Genomic DNA, 15207 nt, shown 5'->3' on the forward strand with positions numbered 1-15207 from the left:
AACTCTAGATAATAAATCTATCTCCAGCGGCTAATAAATATATTTGTGATTTAATATCAATACATTAGTACATCTCTTAACCAGAGTTCAGGTTAACTAAAGCTGCCATGCATAGCTTAACTTTGTAAAGAATGTGCGCTGGTCTCTTTCTAGATTTTTTAACCCATCATTTTGGAAACCTTTATCAGAATAGCCGAGGAAAAATAAGGTCTGCGCATTAATCTTATACGAATACACAAGTTGGCTTCCATACTCTTTATTTAATTGGCTTACGCCATAGTAATACGCATCTTGGTTTCTATCTATATCTTCAAACTGTAAAATCAGTTTGAGCATAGAGCGCATATTAAATTTATAATATACTCGCAGATCAGTTAAGTTTGCAGTAAATACATTCTCACCCTGAGGATTATCTAGGCGATTATAGCTATGTTCAACTTGCACCTGCCAGTGGTCATTTATATCCCACGTCATTTCAGGCTCAATAATAAATTGATCACCTAATTGCTCGTTTGTGTAATCAATTTTACTACCGAATTCACTGTATAAGTTAAGCGTTATGTCTTTAGTTGGTTTAAACCCGCCCCAAATATAGCCAATGTTTTGGTTATATAAATTATCATAGTAATTTTCTTTACGGTGGATAAAGCCAAACTCTAAGAATGATTGCATTTGACCTTTTAAGTAAATATACCCTTCATATTCTTCTTCTAGTAAAGTGCCGTCTTGCGCCCACGTTTTATCCCAATCTAAGTTATATGAGTATTCCGTCACTAGATTATTCGCATCCAAGTACCATGATTGCCCACCACCTACTAATGCTTTCTTATAATCAACTTTTGCTTGATAGCCTAAATCAGTGCGGTAGTCTTCGCCAATATCTTCATAACTTGCAAATAATTTATAATCACGCTTCTCACGGGTAAACTCTACTTTATACGCTTGATCAGACTGCTCGTCTTCTAATCCATAGAAATCAACGAGGTATTTCGAGTTTTGGCTGTCAGAGCTGGCTATTTGATAAAGTATGCTGTCGGTTTGATTAAACCAATAACTACCATCAAGCGAAACCACACTATTTTTATAATTATCAGCTTCACGATGCGTTGTTGTAAAACCTATTGTGCCTTTATCACCTATATCATATTGATAACGACCTACGGCAGATTTTGATTTTTCCGCTAAATTTGCAAAGCCAGAGCCCTGATTAGTAGGTAATAAAATACTGGTATTTTCATCATCCGCATACATAAATGCATAACTATGAGCTTCTGACTTACCCGTTATTTTTGCTCCGATTTTAGGCTGTGCAATAGTACGGGTATAAAGTAGCTCGAATAAACTACTTTTAAAATATGACGCACCATCAAGAAAAAATGGACGTTTTTCGGCATAATAGATTGAATAAGTGGTATTGACATCAAGCTCTAAACTATCAGCTTCTACTTGTGAAAAGTCAGGATTAATTGTTGCATTGATAACGGCGTCTTGGCTGATACCCCATCTTAAATCTAATCCAGCTTCGGTATCAATATCACCATTATTCCAATCCCCAGGTACAGTGTCTTTCACATCATGTCTAAGAGCTGTAACTGTTGGTGTTAATTGGATATTTTTGCTCGGCTCCATGGCCTTAAAACCGGTGATTTTGTCAAACTGACAAAAACTACATTTTACATCGCGATCAAACCCCACATTCGATAACTGGTAAAGCACCTCTCGTGGGTAGTTTCTCCATAGCGCGATGCTCCAAGTCATATCAGCTTTGTTTGTTGGGAATCTCAATGCTGTAAAAGGAATACGCATTTCAACTACATAGCCCTCATCGGTTACTTGCCCTGCACTATCCCAAATCGCATTCCAAGATGGGTCTTCACTCCAGCCATCGGTGTCCGTCATGCGCATATCTCCCTGCGCACCTAATGGGTTAACATAAAACTCATACCCTGTTCTTTCATCATTGAAGGTATCTATCATTAAGGCAACATTATCATCTGCCCATAGCGTATCTCGATCACGTAATGCTGCTCTAATATTTTCTGGGTTTTCGTCATAAGCCATAAACGCAACATATAAATATTGTCCATCCTCATATAAATACGCATCAGTTTTAACTGGGGGAACCCCTTTTTCGTTCGGTTCGTTTTGATAAATTAATGGGATCAAAGTGGCATTTTGCCAATGTGGCTCATCAAGTTTACCATCTAGATCTATCGACTGTTCAATGTGGGCTAAAGTGAAGTGCTGTTTCTGGGCTATTGAATCCGCGCTAAAAATCAACACGCAGATGATCAGAAGAGTTTTTATTATTTGATTATAGTACTGCATAAACATCCATTTAGATTCGATTACTCAGAATAAGTAACTTTACGCGTGGATTGTAATTGAGCGAGGTACATTTGTTAACATTTTTATGAGTAAAATGTTAAATATAATAATAAATTCGCAGATGTATTTTAAAAAGTCTATGTTTCAATAAGTTTAAGCTTGTTTTGGACACCGTTCCAATCGTCAGCATCACTCGGAGCTGATTTCACCTCAGTAATACGTGGCCAAATAAGGGCAAGCTCAGCATTTAACTCAGTAAATTCTTTTTGCTCTTTCGGTAGTTCATCTTCCTGATATATTGCCTCTGCTGGGCATTCAGGTACACATAAACCACAATCAATACAATCGATTGGGCTTATAGCCAGAAAGTTAGGGCCTTCATAAAAAGCATCAGCGGGACACACAGCCACACAGTCAGTGTATTTACACTTTATACAATTTTCTGTGACTACAAATGCCATAATCAGTGTGCTCAAGGTTAATAAAATATAAGCGCAAGATCATACCCAACCACAGCAAAAATACAATAAATAATCACTGCCATCAGCGCTTAAATTAACGTAAAATACCCGAATATTGTGAGCATAGCTGAAGAGTTATTGCTAAGACACCTAACAGAGATTAAATATGATACGTTTAACCGAAATAAAGCTACCGCTTGATCATGACGAAAATGCCCTACAACAAGCAATTTTAACCAAACTAGGCATAGAAAAGGCGCAGTTAAATAGCTTTAATGTATTTAAACGTGGTTATGATGCAAGAAAAAAAACCGCTATTTTACTTATATACACACTTGATGTTGATGTTGAAAATGAAGCTGCACTACTTGAAAAATTCAGCAAAGACCAACATGTAAAACCAGCCCCTGATACACGCTACAAATTTGTTGCTCAAGCGCCTGCAAATTTGAACCAAAGACCTGTGGTCATTGGTTTTGGCCCATGTGGTTTATTCGCTGGATTAGTACTAGCACAAATGGGCTTTAAACCCATCATTTTAGAGCGAGGCAAGGAAGTACGTGAGCGAACAAAAGACACGTTTGGTTTTTGGCGTAAACGTACCTTAAACACAGAATCAAATGTTCAATTTGGTGAAGGTGGTGCAGGTACCTTCTCTGATGGTAAATTATACAGCCAAGTTAAAGACCCTAAGCATTATGGTCGTAAGGTTATTACTGAGTTTGTTGAAGCAGGTGCACCTGAAGAAATCATGTATGTCAGTAAACCCCATATCGGAACCTTTAAATTAGTTACCATGATTGAAAAAATGCGTGCCCGGATTGAAGAGCTTGGCGGTGAGATACGTTTTAGCACTCGCGTTGACGATATCTTACTCGATGAAGGCCAAGTTAAAGGTTTAAAACTCTCTTCGGGTGAACAAATTGACACCCAGCATGTTGTACTTGCTGTGGGTCACAGTGCGCGTGATACATTTAAGATGGTCCATGACAAAGGTATTTATGTTGAAGCCAAGCCTTTTTCTGTCGGTTTTAGAATCGAACATAAGCAGTCAATGATTGACGAATGCCGTTTTGGTGACAATGCCGGAAACCCAATCCTAGGCGCAGCTGATTATAAACTTGTTCATCACTGTGATAATGGACGCACTGTTTATAGTTTTTGTATGTGCCCAGGTGGTACTGTGGTTGCTGCAACCTCAGAAGAAGGCCGCGTTGTAACCAATGGTATGAGTCAATACTCGCGTAATGAACGAAATGCAAACAGCGCAATTGTTGTTGGAATTTCGCCTGAAAAAGATTTCCCAGGTCATCCACTTGCAGGCATAGATTTGCAGCGTAAATTAGAAGAGCAAGCTTATGAACTTGGTGGAAGTAACTACGATGCACCAGCTCAGTTAATTGGCGATTTCTTAAAAGGGAAAGACTCTAGTGATTTAGGTGATGTAAAACCATCTTATACTCCCGGTATTAAACTGACTGATTTAGGAAACGTTTTGCCTAAATTTGCCATTGAAGCAATTAGAGAAGCTATCCCCGCGTTTAATAAACAAATTCGTGGGTTTTCTACTAATAATGGTCTGTTAACCGGTGTTGAAACACGAACCTCTTCACCTATTTGTATCAAGCGCGATAAAACGATGCAGAGTATTAATACCCAAGGTTTGTATCCTGCTGGTGAAGGTGCAGGTTATGCGGGTGGTATTCTATCGGCGGGCATTGATGGCATCAAAGCAGCCGAGGCACTTGCATTATCGATGCTTGAAAAGCATAGCTAAACTAAAACCCATAGCCTTGAGTCAATTTAGAGCAATAAAAAAGCCTGATTTATCAGGCTTTTTTATTGCTCTAAACTTTCATTAAAAGCTATTTTTTAAGTGCTAGCTTTGCACCTTTAAGCGATTTTCGAACACCTGAGATACGTGAGCGGTTTTTAGCTCTCGCTTCACCCGTTGCTTGCCCTGAAGGTTTATTAGTATGGCTTCGACGTAAATGCGACGGTTTCTTGCCAATTTTATCGATTAGTACATCGCGGTTACTTACTTCATAGCCTTGTAAATATTCACGTTTTATCTTTTGACCAATCAATGTTTCGATTTCGAACAACATATTTTCTTCTTCACGGCTAACAAATGAGATTGCTTCACCATGATTGCCCGCACGACCCGTTCTACCTATGCGGTGAACATAATCCTCAGCAAGCCAAGGCAGATCAATATTAATTACGCGAGGAAGACCGTCAATATCTATACCACGAGCAGCTACTTCTGTTGCAACTAAAACACGTACTTTACCTTCTTTAAAGTCACGAAGTGCGCGGCGTCGATTACCTTGAGTTTTATCACCATGGCAAACAGCTGCTGGAATACCATCAAGGTTAAGTTCTTTTACTAGTACATCAGCTGTGTCTTTCATATTGACGAAAACCAGCACTTGCTGCCAATTTTTCTTACCAATAAGCTCAGATAATAGTTCTTGCTTACGGCGTTCTTCAACAGGATATACAACGTGATTAACCGTTGCCGCGGTGCTGTTTGTTTGATCAACACGAACAATTTCAGCCTGCTTTAACACTTTACTCGCAAACTGTTTAATAGCCGCAGGGAAAGTAGCTGAAAACAATAAAATTTGACGCTCTTGTGCACAGCCATTAATAACCGTCTGCATATCCGTGATAAACCCCATATCAAGCATACGGTCTGCTTCATCAAGTACCAAATGCTCAACCTGTGCCAGGCTCAAATTACCTAACCGTATATGATCAAGTAATCGGCCAGGTGTTGCAACAACGATATCAACACCTTCTTTTAAGCCATTGGCTTGTCCGGCAATATTTACGCCACCAAATAAACACACTGTTTTAAGTGATGTGTATTTAGCAAAATCTTTAATATTATTTGCAATTTGTTCGGCTAACTCACGTGTAGGCGCAAGCACTAAAGCACGTGGAGCATTCGTTGCGGTATGAGCAGCTTCAGATAATTTTTGAATAATTGGCAATGAAAAAGCAGCCGTTTTTCCTGTCCCGGTTTGGGCACTGGCTAAAACGTCTTTGCCTTTACGTACGGCAGGAATAGCACCACGTTGAATGGGCGTAAGGGTGTGATAGTTGAGTTCATCTAACGCCTGAATAAGTTCAGGAGAAAAACTAAAAGATTTAAAATTCATGCTGTATTACCTACGGCCACATATCAAGGGGTCGCAAATTATACAGTAAAAGTAAAGCAACCGTTAGTTAAAACAACTTAAACTCTCTATTATCCTTCGCTTTTTAACAATCAGATGTGTAAAGAGCACAAAATAGGTTAAAAGCCATTCACTAACAACGTACCTTTTTTTACATTTTTATACTTAGCTAATATTGCTTTTAACTGAATCATGTGTGTATTATCCACCAGCCTTCTAAAAGGCCTCACTAAAAATAAGGATAAACTGATAATGATAAAAAGATGTTTAGGTGCTGCAGTTTTAGCAACTGCATTTATTTCTATGCCATCACAAGCTAATAGTGGCATTAACCCGTGGCAAGAATGTGGTATTGGCGCAATGGTGTTTCCAGATAATGGTGTTGCTGCGGCAATTTCTAACATTATTTGGGATTTAGGTACAACCGCCGTTTCATCAAACATCTCTTCAGTAGGCAGTTGTGAAGGTGCAAACGTTAAAACTGCACAATTTATTCAACAAACTTTCCCAGTGCTTGAACAAGAAATTGCTCAAGGTGAAGGTGAATATATTTCAGCAATGTTAAATGTTCGTGGTTGTGAAGCAACTGCTCACCAGCAAATCATCAGCACTGTACGCAATGATTTCGCAAATGCACCTATTGATAACCCACAAGCCTTTTATGAATTAGTAGAAAGTAACATTTCAACTAAATTTTCATCTGAATGCGCTGCAATCTAGATATTTAAGGGCTTAACCGCCCTTTATTCTTCGGTTTAAAAATGAATCTAATTATTCCTGTTATTAGTTTTTTTTTGTTTCTCTCTTTCTCTAGTTTTGCTTTTAATTCACCAAATTCACTAGCTAACAACCCAGTTTGGTTAAAATTAGGCCACTATAAAAGTCACACAAACCGCGATAGCTATATTACTAACCGTTCGTTTTTTTTAGCTAAAGATGGAAAGAGCAACCCTCTTTCAGAACTTAAAGCGACTCTTCATGCTTTTAATACTGACCCATCGATACAGTGCCAGTTTCCTGCTCGCTATCAGTGGTTAAAAGAACAAGGTGTCGCTCTTAAGCAAAGCACAGTTAACTGCCCCGATTTGGTAAAGTGGCGGGATAGCCAAAAAATTCACTCTGTCAGCCTCGTATTTGCGTCTGGCTACATGAGTAATCCTGCATCTTTATACGGCCATCTGTTACTTAAACTCAACCGTTCAACACAAACAAAGAACCAGCTATTAGATTACAGTATTAATTATGGCGCACATGTGCCTGAAAATGAAAATGGCCTAATTTATATTGCAAAAGGCTTATTTGGTGGCTACAAAGCAGGCTTTTCGGATCAGCTTTTTTACCGCCATCAGCATAACTATGGCGAAATAGAATTAAGAGATTTGTGGGAGTACACGCTAAACCTAACACCCCGAGACGTGACTTTTATTGCTAATCATTTATGGGAGCTTTTAGGTACGGAATTTGATTATTATTTTGCAGATGAAAATTGTGCATTTCACCTTGCGCAAATTATTGAATTAGTAATTGGTGATCAACTAACCAAATCAAGCACTCCTTGGGTTATTCCTGCTACTATTTTTTCTCGTTTAGAAAGGGCACAATATCGTGGTGAAAAAGCAGTTAAAAAAATCAAATTCACACCTTCTAGAAGCACTGTATTTAATAAACATATAGATGGTTTAACAACAAAAGAAATCGCTTTTGTCGAGAATATATACTCCTCACCTGAAATACTTTCAAGTAACAATTTTTTGAATTTATCTATCCATTCTAAAAAAGCAATCATTGGCGCTTTATTCGAGCTTGTACAGCTTAAACAAATACAAAAGCAAACACCCACTCAGACTCGTAATTTAAAAAAAGCATTGATAAAAGCGCGATTAAAATTACCCATTGGCGAAAATAGCCATAATTATCAATATACCAAACAACCTCCACATAGAGCACAAAAGGCATCGAATACGTCTTTTACAGCCGTTCGTAGCGCTGCTAATAACTATTTTAAAGTTGGCTTTAGGCTTAGTTACTTTGACTCTCTAGCATCTGATATTGCCCGTATTCCGTTTTCTAATTTGGAAATGCTAGATACTGAAGTTGCTATCAGTAACAACAACTTTTATGTTAATAAAGTTCACTTGTTAGATTTAGAATCCTTTAATCCCAATTCACTTGATTGGGCCAATGAAACAATGTGGTCATGGAAAGTAAACCTTGGTTTTGAACGTCAAGAAGCTTTGTGTAGTTCATGTAAGAGTACTTTTGCTGTGGGAGGCGTTGGGAAATCATGGCAGTTCAATAACGACACTTTAGCTTATGTACTTATCAACGGTACTGTAGGCGACTTACCTTTAAACAGTCATTTTTATGATTCTTCGGTTGAAACGGGCATTATCACTGGCAGTACTTCAGGCATAAAACTTAGGGCATCATACGAACAATCATACCTTCATAATAAATTGCCTGGAACTGCAAATTTAGAAGTGTCACTACCAATTAACCAAGATTTAGATGTGAGGTTTGCAATTGAATATGCAAATGAATCAGTGTGGCAATTAAAACTTAATTACTATTGGGAATAACACTACTTTCAGCCCATATTATTATGGGCTGAAAGTAGTGTTCTGAAATATTTAAGATAAAACCAATACAGTATCTTTATCTAGGCTTTCAGCGAAACGACCCACAATATCTTGCTCATTAAGCTGGTTTATAAGCGTTTTACCTTCAACCTGTTGTGCAGAGCACAGCGGTGTGTAAGGCATTCTAAATACTGACTTAACAGCGCCTGTCATCATTAATGCTGTGTTTATTGCAATCGGATTTGGTTCGCAAAACAACCAATTCATTAGTGGCTGTAACGAATTGTTTAGTTCTTCATTTTTTGTATCCATTAACTGACGAAACAGCCCGGGGATCAAGTTAGAAGTAACTGAAATTACACCATGTGCTTTGTAGGTATGGCGTGCATCATGTGCTTCGTCATCATTACCAGACCAACACGCAATGCCTTGCTGTTCATAATGATCAATTCGCTCATTACCACCGCACTCTTTAACACCGATAAAGTTCTCATGTTGTGCTAATGGTTCAATAATGTCAGGTGTTAAATCTTGTCCTGTTCGTCCAGCAACGTTGTAAATAAAGGCAGGGCCAATGGCTAAAACACGCTTGAAATGCTCTTTTACACCTGCAATAGAAGTGCGGCCATAATAAGGATTAATTTGCAACGAGGCATCCATCCCACTTGCGAACCCATACTGCGTGGCTTTAATTGCTTCACGCGTATTATTGCTACCCGTGTTACCTACGATAACAAGCTTGTCTGAGTATTTGTTAACACTGTGCGCAATGAGCATTAGGTGCTCTTCCCAGTTCATTAACTGCCCTTCACCTGTCGTGCCACCCACAACAATGCCATCAACACCTGCTTCAATTTGCTGTTCAACTAAATCATCATAAGTCGCAAGGTCGATTTCACCCGTTGATAAGTAAGGGGTTTTAATTGCTGTAATAAGACTTGCTTGTTTAATTTGTTCTAGGCTGCGCATAAAAATATATTCTTAAAAAAACTTGCCGTATTTGTAACATATATAGGTTTATTTTGGGAGTTCTGCATAATGAAATTATAAAATAACTTGTGTTATATGTGCTCCTGGTTCAGAATGCACTGTACAAATAAACAGTATATTTTATTTTTTAACTCTGAGTGCCACTTTATGCGTTTATCACAATATTTAGCGACCCACTTTTATCACAGCGAAGAACTCTGCCAAGCGCTAGCCATTGATGAAGAAACACTGATAAAATGGCAGGATTCAGGCTTATTCCCTAAACCAAGCTACTGCATTAAAAATACCCTTAGTTGTAGTTCCTACTCCGGTTTGTATGAATGTGAAGAATATGACGACTACTACCCACGCGGCAGTGTAAACTGGGGTCAGGGGTTAGCTAAACAAAAGATTGAATCATCCAGTCACGCATTTAATTATTTTGCACAACAATATATGGCTGCACTCAATAAGCTTGCGCAGCAAGGGTTTGTCTTTAACGAAGAGTTATTTGGCAGCGAAATTGACGAACACCTGCAGCAAGTATGGCAACAATTTTTATGCAGTAAATATGGTGTACTCACACAAAACGGTTTAATTGATGAAATAGCCGCTGTTGATATTGGCCGGCTCGTAGTTGATGACATTACTGAACTACGCACAAAAGCTAGCCTCAATCAAGATGAGAGAGCTCAACTTCACCCAGCTCTAAAGTTACTAAATCGTGCACTGAGTCATGGCGCTGACCATGAAAAACAGCACACGTTGAGAACACATTACATTGAAGCGCTTGTGCTTAAATATGATTTATCAATTAAGTAATTGTATTAATACAAGATAAATCTTAAAAACTAAGGGTCTGTTGACCTTTGCGGATTAAAATTCGTTCAAACTAAGAGCAATTTAATCGCGGAGTGAGGTTTGTAACCTACCGGGCTAAGTCAAAACCGAGCAAAGCTTCCGCGCCCTGCTCACGCCCCTTACCACCATCCAAGTGGGCAACAAAGAGTAAATCGCGCCTGTTTGGCATTGATGCTGCGTTATCACCTATTTATGGGGAGCAACGACACCACATAGGTGTTGCCTTGCCTAGATACCAAACAGACTGCTGCAAATTTAACCTTGAAAGACCAACAGACCCTAATCATTGATTAAACTTAATTTTCAGCTTTATATCTAAAGGTCAATTGGAGTAAAAACAAGCTATATTATTTTGCGTTTTGCGTGTTTATAACTATTCTTACCCATGGATATGGTGGAATGTTATTTAACGTTTCATATTAAAATAATGTATGTCAGTTAGAAAGCCACCTTTTCCATGATGCATAGAAAATGATAATGGAACGCTTATAAATATATTGAAATATATAGTTAGATTATAAGATTCGCATCGACAACACTTTAATTGCTAAGGAAAGCTATGAATATTAATAAAATTACCTACTTTGTAAAAGTATTGGCCATTGCTTCATTTATTGCTATCTGCGTTAAATATTTTAGGCCTAATGAAATAAGCTTTTATCTATTACTCACCCCATACCTTATTATATATCTATTATCTATGGATTATCATAATCTTGAAACAGCTTGTGTTAGGGCTTGCTCTGCCGTACTAAGCTTTATATTGGTGCCTTATTTAGTATTCGGGGTTGAGATCGATATTCATGCAGGAGTTGGAATTTTATTGGCACTGGTTGCCCAATTAACTGTGATTACTTCATCTGAAATAATTGTTTTATTTTTTATAGATAAGCGTAATAAAGAAGCAACTTAACATACACAGCAATAAGTTAATTTTATATACCAAGTGTCCAATTGAAGGCACACTACGCTATAAGTTACTAAGACAATAGCCCCCTAAGACTGATACCGTGAATGTTAACCTTTAATTATGTTTAAAGGTTAATTTCACAAAAAAAATTTAACTTATAGATTTAGCCGTTAGGTTTAAACTGTATCTATAATGCTATTGCTCGCACGCTCACATAAATATCAAAAATTTGTTTTATATACATCATTATAAAGCGGGGAAATTGTACTGTATTTAAACCATTGTGCTTGTGCATGGAAAAATGCATCTGTTTGAGCGATTTCTCTGATAACATCATCTAGCTTTTTAATCAAAGCCCTACCTTCTACAGAATCAGTACAAGCTATGTAACCTAAGCTATAGCTACCTGATTGTGTAATAGAGTATTCAAAAGCCTGACTGATAAGTTCTTTACTTGCATATTTAGCAAAGACATTCGGGTATTCAAGAAGAAGGTCAAACCTTTTCTTTTCAAACATATTTATAAGCGTACTTGAGCGTTTGCTGGCATGTAGATTGAGTATTTCTAACTTACCAAAACTCTCAACATTAAACCCATAATTACGGGCTTGTTGTACTGCCAAAAGCAGTTTAGAGGAGGAAACAGTTTTTAAATCAATAGTATCTGACTCAGATAAAGGGACGTGGCTATACAACCTTAATCCAGGAAATACCACTTGAGGTAATTTACTCATCGCAAACGTAGCGTCACGTTCAGGGGTTTTTCTTAAATTACCTCGGCAACTCAGTAGTGATTTATCTGACAAAAGTCGCAGTGAACGAGCTGTATTAGCATGCACATATTTAATAGGCAAATCTAGCTTTGTTTTTATCTCTTGGAAGGTCGTATGATTGATATTGAGTGAATTTTTATCTAACACCTCTCCAATCCAAATAACCTCTTGCAGAGCCATCACATTTGCAGAAAAGCCAAAACATAAAATAAAAAATATTTTCACGCGCAACATTTTGTCCACTGAGTAATAAGTCAAAATCAAGTGTAGCACGAAATCAATACGCTGCATTTGAGTTATCAAGCAGTCAATAACGCTAATCAAATACTGATGGTAGTTTAGAAAAGTAGCGTAGAAACCGCCATTAATTATACCTAATAACAATGTCGTTTCGTCATGACCTTACAAGACAACCAATTTACTTTTAAGTCAGTGTTTAAAATTATTTAATTTAGATCTAACCTACTCGTAGTGCACGGTCGCTAAGATAGCTGAACTAGGCTTTGCCTATCATGAAACACGTAACTACACATCTAGCAACACAATATAAACACAAACAGGGAAACAAGTTTATGATTCTTGATGTTCAAATTGGCCACGATAAACTTCAAACACTTTTAAAACTGTATGTTGCGCTTTATTCAATCCATCAAACCAAGTATCAAATAAATCATCGTCATCTTGATCACTTAAAGCTAAATATTGCGCAAGTAACTCCACGATGTCGTTATGAGTGCAACTAAGTGGATCAATTTGTTGGGCAAGTAATGAGTTATCTTTACTTCTCAGTGTATCCATAACGGTTTGGTCTATTTGCTGACCTTGATCATTAGTGATGTCTGGTATTTGTTCGCTCATACTGAAGTTTACCTTCTTTTTCTTAATTACATCTTATTTATAACAGGCTAAACCCCAATAGCCAGCTTTTTTATGCTGACTGCTTATCTTTTGATTGATTTGTATAAATTACAAACACAGCTGATATTAATTGAGCAAAATCCACTTGCAAAAGATTCTCATTTACTATAATTTAATTGATATACTATCACATAACAAAGAGCTTTTCATGAAACCAAATATTCATCCTGAATACCAAACAGTTGCTTTTCACGACACCGCAGCTGACAGTTATTTCATCATTGGATCAACAATTAGAACGAATCGTACAATTGAACTTGACGGTAAAACATATCCATATGTACCGATTGACGTGTCTAGTGACTCTCATCCTTTCTATACCGGCAAGCAGAAAACGGTTGCAAGTGATGGCCGTGTTGCTGCATTTAACCGTCGCTTTAAAAACCTTACGTCTAAATAAGGGCAATTGATGAAAGTACTTAGCTCACTAAAAAGCGCGAAAAACAGACCCGGTTGTCAAATAGTTAAGCGTAAAGGCCGCGTGTTTGTTATCTGTAAAGACAACCCACGTTTTAAAGCTGTACAAGGTATGAAGAAAAAAGGAAAGTAATCGATTTTTTATAGCTGTTCGTCTCTTGTTTGCGTACAGCTATATTCTATAAATTATTTACCAAATAAAAGTTCCCAAAAACCGGGGGGTTCATGAATTTCATGGTAATCTTTACGTAAGCGATCAATTGATTTTAACGGCACTCTAGCCGCTTCCAATCCTTCTTCGTTCGCAAGTTTTTTTGCCAGTTTTGCTTTATCTAATACTTTATTGAGTCCTCGAACTGATTTTTCAGCTTCTTTACTAAACTTAGCAAGCTGACTTGCCTCTACCAGATTAATAAACTCATCAATCGCTAAATTGAATTTTTCAAGGTCAGTTGCTTGCACACTTTGCTTGTAAGCAAGCCCCATATTTTTCATTGTTGTTTCCAACTCATTTGCATCAGCTGAGAGAGCTGATTGGCTAAACATAAGTACTACAATGCATAAAAATGCTTTCATTTATTAACCCTAAAAGATTATTGCTGTGAGTGTGCTAAGGTTAGTATTATATAGCACCACATAGTCAAATATAACCTTTGTAGTGTTTTCATCTAAATTCACCTGTTATGACCGAACACTCTAAAGTATAAGTTTTAATTGAAACCAAATGCATCAAGCCCAATTTTATCGTTACATAATGAGTTGTTTTTGTTTATTGTTTGTATTGAACAGCTACGCACTTGACGTTACTTTTGTAAATCCGGGCTATTCTGACTCCCGTTCACAAGACAATAGCACAGGTAATTTTTGGTACAAAGTTGCTAAACTAATGCACAATGCAGCAGATGACTTAGATATAAATCTGAACGTTAAGTATGCCAATCGAAATCATATTTTGATGAAAGATCTAATACGAGAAGCAATCAAAGAGAAACCTGACTATTTAATACTCGTTGATGAAAAAAGTGTATCTGGTGATTTTTTAACTAAAATTAATACTCAAAATATTCCTATCTTTTTTCTACTCAACCCACCCTCGCCTAATAAGTTAACGGTGCTTAAAAAACATGGATTAAATATAATAGGAAGTATCAGTCCTGATAACCAAAATGTGGGCCGCATGCTCGCGCAAGACTTATTCGAAGAACATGCAAGCCATTCAGATGTTCCTGCTCATATGCTGGCACTGCTTGGTGATTATTCAACACCAGCATCAATTGAGCGTACTAAAGGGCTGATGGATTACCTCTCACGTTCACAGGTAAACCTAATTGCGAAAGATGTGGCTAATTGGTCTGAGAATGAAAGCTATATAAAAACAATTGCATTTTTACATTTAGCCCCAGAAATAAATATTATCTGGTGTGCAAATGATGCTATCGCTTTTGGTGTAAAACGTGCACTTAAAAAACTTAATAAAGAATCTCAAGTGAAGGTTGGCGGTATAAATTGGGATTCGACACCTAAAACATTACAACCACTAAATGTTTCATATGGTGGGCATGTTTTGTTAGGTGCCTATGCATTAATCACCTTATATGATCACAATAAGAACTCATCAGTTTGGCCAATACCACATCATACATACTCAATTTTTACTCGTTTGAGTAACCATAACAAACCTTTAATATTACAAATCAATAAAGCAGATTTAGCTGAAATAGATTTTAAAAAATTTAGTAGAATGAGTCATAATTGGCAAGAGTTTACAGTGGAAAATCTTCTCAAAGAGCTTAAGAAATAAGACTG

At 37.3% G+C, this 15207-nt stretch carries 15 protein-coding genes; 8 read left to right on the forward strand and 7 right to left on the reverse strand.

Going from position 1 to position 15207, the window contains the following annotated elements; all coding sequences use genetic code 11:
- Nucleotides 1-96: 96 nt before the first annotated feature.
- Together C7Y70_RS05310 and fdxA are read right to left on the reverse strand one after the other, a co-directional pair.
- A complete protein-coding gene (locus C7Y70_RS05310; protein WP_135473645.1) occupies nucleotides 97-2328 on the reverse strand; it encodes a carbohydrate binding family 9 domain-containing protein in 2232 nt (743 codons plus the stop codon).
- A 137-nt stretch (nucleotides 2329-2465) separates the two neighbouring features.
- Entirely contained in the window at nucleotides 2466-2789 is a 324-nt protein-coding gene (gene fdxA, locus C7Y70_RS05315; protein ID WP_099293540.1) for a ferredoxin FdxA, read from the reverse strand.
- A 166-nt stretch (nucleotides 2790-2955) separates the two neighbouring features.
- Here fdxA and C7Y70_RS05320 point away from each other — a divergent pair, with 166 nt between their 5' ends.
- Nucleotides 2956-4566 carry an NAD(P)/FAD-dependent oxidoreductase gene (locus C7Y70_RS05320; protein ID WP_135473646.1) on the forward strand — a complete coding sequence of 537 codons (1611 nt, stop codon included), beginning with the start codon at nucleotides 2956-2958 and terminating at the stop codon, nucleotides 4564-4566.
- Nucleotides 4567-4654: 88 nt separating this feature from the next.
- Here C7Y70_RS05320 and C7Y70_RS05325 read toward each other — a convergent pair whose 3' ends face one another.
- Nucleotides 4655-5956, reverse strand: coding sequence for a DEAD/DEAH box helicase (locus C7Y70_RS05325; RefSeq protein ID WP_099297681.1), 1302 nt, complete (start codon nucleotides 5954-5956; stop codon nucleotides 4655-4657).
- A 270-nt stretch (nucleotides 5957-6226) separates the two neighbouring features.
- Here C7Y70_RS05325 and C7Y70_RS05330 point away from each other — a divergent pair, with 270 nt between their 5' ends.
- On the forward strand, nucleotides 6227-6694 hold the full coding sequence (locus tag C7Y70_RS05330) for a DUF3015 family protein (protein ID WP_099297683.1): 468 nt from the start codon (nucleotides 6227-6229) through the stop codon (nucleotides 6692-6694).
- Nucleotides 6695-6735: 41 nt separating this feature from the next.
- Nucleotides 6736-8553 (forward strand): DUF4105 domain-containing protein, encoded by a 1818-nt coding sequence (locus tag C7Y70_RS05335; RefSeq protein ID WP_135473647.1) that lies wholly within the window; start codon nucleotides 6736-6738, stop codon nucleotides 8551-8553.
- A gap of 51 nt (nucleotides 8554-8604) precedes the next feature.
- Here the strand turns inward: C7Y70_RS05335 and dapA are convergent, their stop codons facing one another.
- On the reverse strand, nucleotides 8605-9522 hold the full coding sequence (gene dapA / locus C7Y70_RS05340) for a 4-hydroxy-tetrahydrodipicolinate synthase (protein ID WP_135473648.1): 918 nt from the start codon (nucleotides 9520-9522) through the stop codon (nucleotides 8605-8607).
- A 168-nt stretch (nucleotides 9523-9690) separates the two neighbouring features.
- On the opposite strand from dapA, the gene C7Y70_RS05345 reads away from it, so the two are divergent.
- Both C7Y70_RS05345 and C7Y70_RS05350 read left to right on the forward strand, forming a co-directional pair.
- A complete protein-coding gene (locus C7Y70_RS05345; protein ID WP_135473649.1) occupies nucleotides 9691-10344 on the forward strand; it encodes a DUF6058 family natural product biosynthesis protein in 654 nt (217 codons plus the stop codon).
- Between the two features lie 598 nt (nucleotides 10345-10942).
- Nucleotides 10943-11296 (forward strand): hypothetical protein, encoded by a 354-nt coding sequence (locus C7Y70_RS05350; protein WP_099297691.1) that lies wholly within the window; start codon nucleotides 10943-10945, stop codon nucleotides 11294-11296.
- Nucleotides 11297-11514: 218 nt separating this feature from the next.
- On the opposite strand, the gene C7Y70_RS05355 is transcribed toward C7Y70_RS05350, so the two are convergent.
- Both C7Y70_RS05355 and C7Y70_RS05360 read right to left on the reverse strand, forming a co-directional pair.
- Nucleotides 11515-12357 carry a hypothetical protein gene (locus C7Y70_RS05355; RefSeq protein WP_135473650.1) on the reverse strand — a complete coding sequence of 281 codons (843 nt, stop codon included), beginning with the start codon at nucleotides 12355-12357 and terminating at the stop codon, nucleotides 11515-11517.
- A 279-nt stretch (nucleotides 12358-12636) separates the two neighbouring features.
- Nucleotides 12637-12924: a hypothetical protein gene (locus C7Y70_RS05360; RefSeq protein WP_180270462.1), complete on the reverse strand. Its 288-nt coding sequence runs from the start codon at nucleotides 12922-12924 to the stop codon at nucleotides 12637-12639.
- A gap of 208 nt (nucleotides 12925-13132) precedes the next feature.
- On the opposite strand from C7Y70_RS05360, the gene C7Y70_RS05365 reads away from it, so the two are divergent.
- The gene (locus tag C7Y70_RS05365) at nucleotides 13133-13384 is read left to right on the forward strand and encodes a type B 50S ribosomal protein L31 (RefSeq protein WP_135473651.1); all 252 of its coding nucleotides are present in this window, start codon (nucleotides 13133-13135) and stop codon (nucleotides 13382-13384) included.
- A gap of 9 nt (nucleotides 13385-13393) precedes the next feature.
- Nucleotides 13394-13534, forward strand: coding sequence for a type B 50S ribosomal protein L36 (gene ykgO / locus C7Y70_RS05370; protein WP_054203874.1), 141 nt, complete (start codon nucleotides 13394-13396; stop codon nucleotides 13532-13534).
- A 53-nt stretch (nucleotides 13535-13587) separates the two neighbouring features.
- On the opposite strand, the gene C7Y70_RS05375 is transcribed toward ykgO, so the two are convergent.
- On the reverse strand, nucleotides 13588-13977 hold the full coding sequence (locus C7Y70_RS05375; RefSeq protein ID WP_099297697.1) for a cytochrome b562: 390 nt from the start codon (nucleotides 13975-13977) through the stop codon (nucleotides 13588-13590).
- Nucleotides 13978-14125: 148 nt separating this feature from the next.
- Between C7Y70_RS05375 and C7Y70_RS05380 the strand changes: the two genes are divergently transcribed.
- Entirely contained in the window at nucleotides 14126-15202 is a 1077-nt protein-coding gene (locus C7Y70_RS05380; RefSeq protein WP_135473652.1) for an ABC transporter substrate-binding protein, read from the forward strand.
- The last annotated feature ends 5 nt before the right edge of the window (nucleotides 15203-15207 follow it).

This window comes from Pseudoalteromonas sp. KS88 (genome assembly GCF_004766475.1).
Lineage (GTDB): Bacteria > Pseudomonadota > Gammaproteobacteria > Enterobacterales > Alteromonadaceae > Pseudoalteromonas.

What these genes read in the sequence shown, in the direction of transcription:
- C7Y70_RS05310 (WP_135473645.1), bottom strand. Translation starts at nt 2,328, where the DNA reads ATGCAGTACTATAATCAAATAATAAAAACTCTTCTGATCATCTGCGTG.
- fdxA (WP_099293540.1), bottom strand. Translation starts at nt 2,789, where the DNA reads ATGGCATTTGTAGTCACAGAAAATTGTATAAAGTGTAAATACACTGAC.
- C7Y70_RS05320 (WP_135473646.1), top strand. Translation starts at nt 2,956, where the DNA reads ATGATACGTTTAACCGAAATAAAGCTACCGCTTGATCATGACGAAAAT.
- C7Y70_RS05325 (WP_099297681.1), bottom strand. Translation starts at nt 5,956, where the DNA reads ATGAATTTTAAATCTTTTAGTTTTTCTCCTGAACTTATTCAGGCGTTA.
- C7Y70_RS05330 (WP_099297683.1), top strand. Translation starts at nt 6,227, where the DNA reads ATGATAAAAAGATGTTTAGGTGCTGCAGTTTTAGCAACTGCATTTATT.
- C7Y70_RS05335 (WP_135473647.1), top strand. Translation starts at nt 6,736, where the DNA reads ATGAATCTAATTATTCCTGTTATTAGTTTTTTTTTGTTTCTCTCTTTC.
- dapA (WP_135473648.1), bottom strand. Translation starts at nt 9,522, where the DNA reads ATGCGCAGCCTAGAACAAATTAAACAAGCAAGTCTTATTACAGCAATT.
- C7Y70_RS05345 (WP_135473649.1), top strand. Translation starts at nt 9,691, where the DNA reads ATGCGTTTATCACAATATTTAGCGACCCACTTTTATCACAGCGAAGAA.
- C7Y70_RS05350 (WP_099297691.1), top strand. Translation starts at nt 10,943, where the DNA reads ATGAATATTAATAAAATTACCTACTTTGTAAAAGTATTGGCCATTGCT.
- C7Y70_RS05355 (WP_135473650.1), bottom strand. Translation starts at nt 12,357, where the DNA reads ATGCAGCGTATTGATTTCGTGCTACACTTGATTTTGACTTATTACTCA.
- C7Y70_RS05360 (WP_180270462.1), bottom strand. Translation starts at nt 12,924, where the DNA reads ATGAGCGAACAAATACCAGACATCACTAATGATCAAGGTCAGCAAATA.
- C7Y70_RS05365 (WP_135473651.1), top strand. Translation starts at nt 13,133, where the DNA reads ATGAAACCAAATATTCATCCTGAATACCAAACAGTTGCTTTTCACGAC.
- ykgO (WP_054203874.1), top strand. Translation starts at nt 13,394, where the DNA reads ATGAAAGTACTTAGCTCACTAAAAAGCGCGAAAAACAGACCCGGTTGT.
- C7Y70_RS05375 (WP_099297697.1), bottom strand. Translation starts at nt 13,977, where the DNA reads ATGAAAGCATTTTTATGCATTGTAGTACTTATGTTTAGCCAATCAGCT.
- C7Y70_RS05380 (WP_135473652.1), top strand. Translation starts at nt 14,126, where the DNA reads ATGCATCAAGCCCAATTTTATCGTTACATAATGAGTTGTTTTTGTTTA.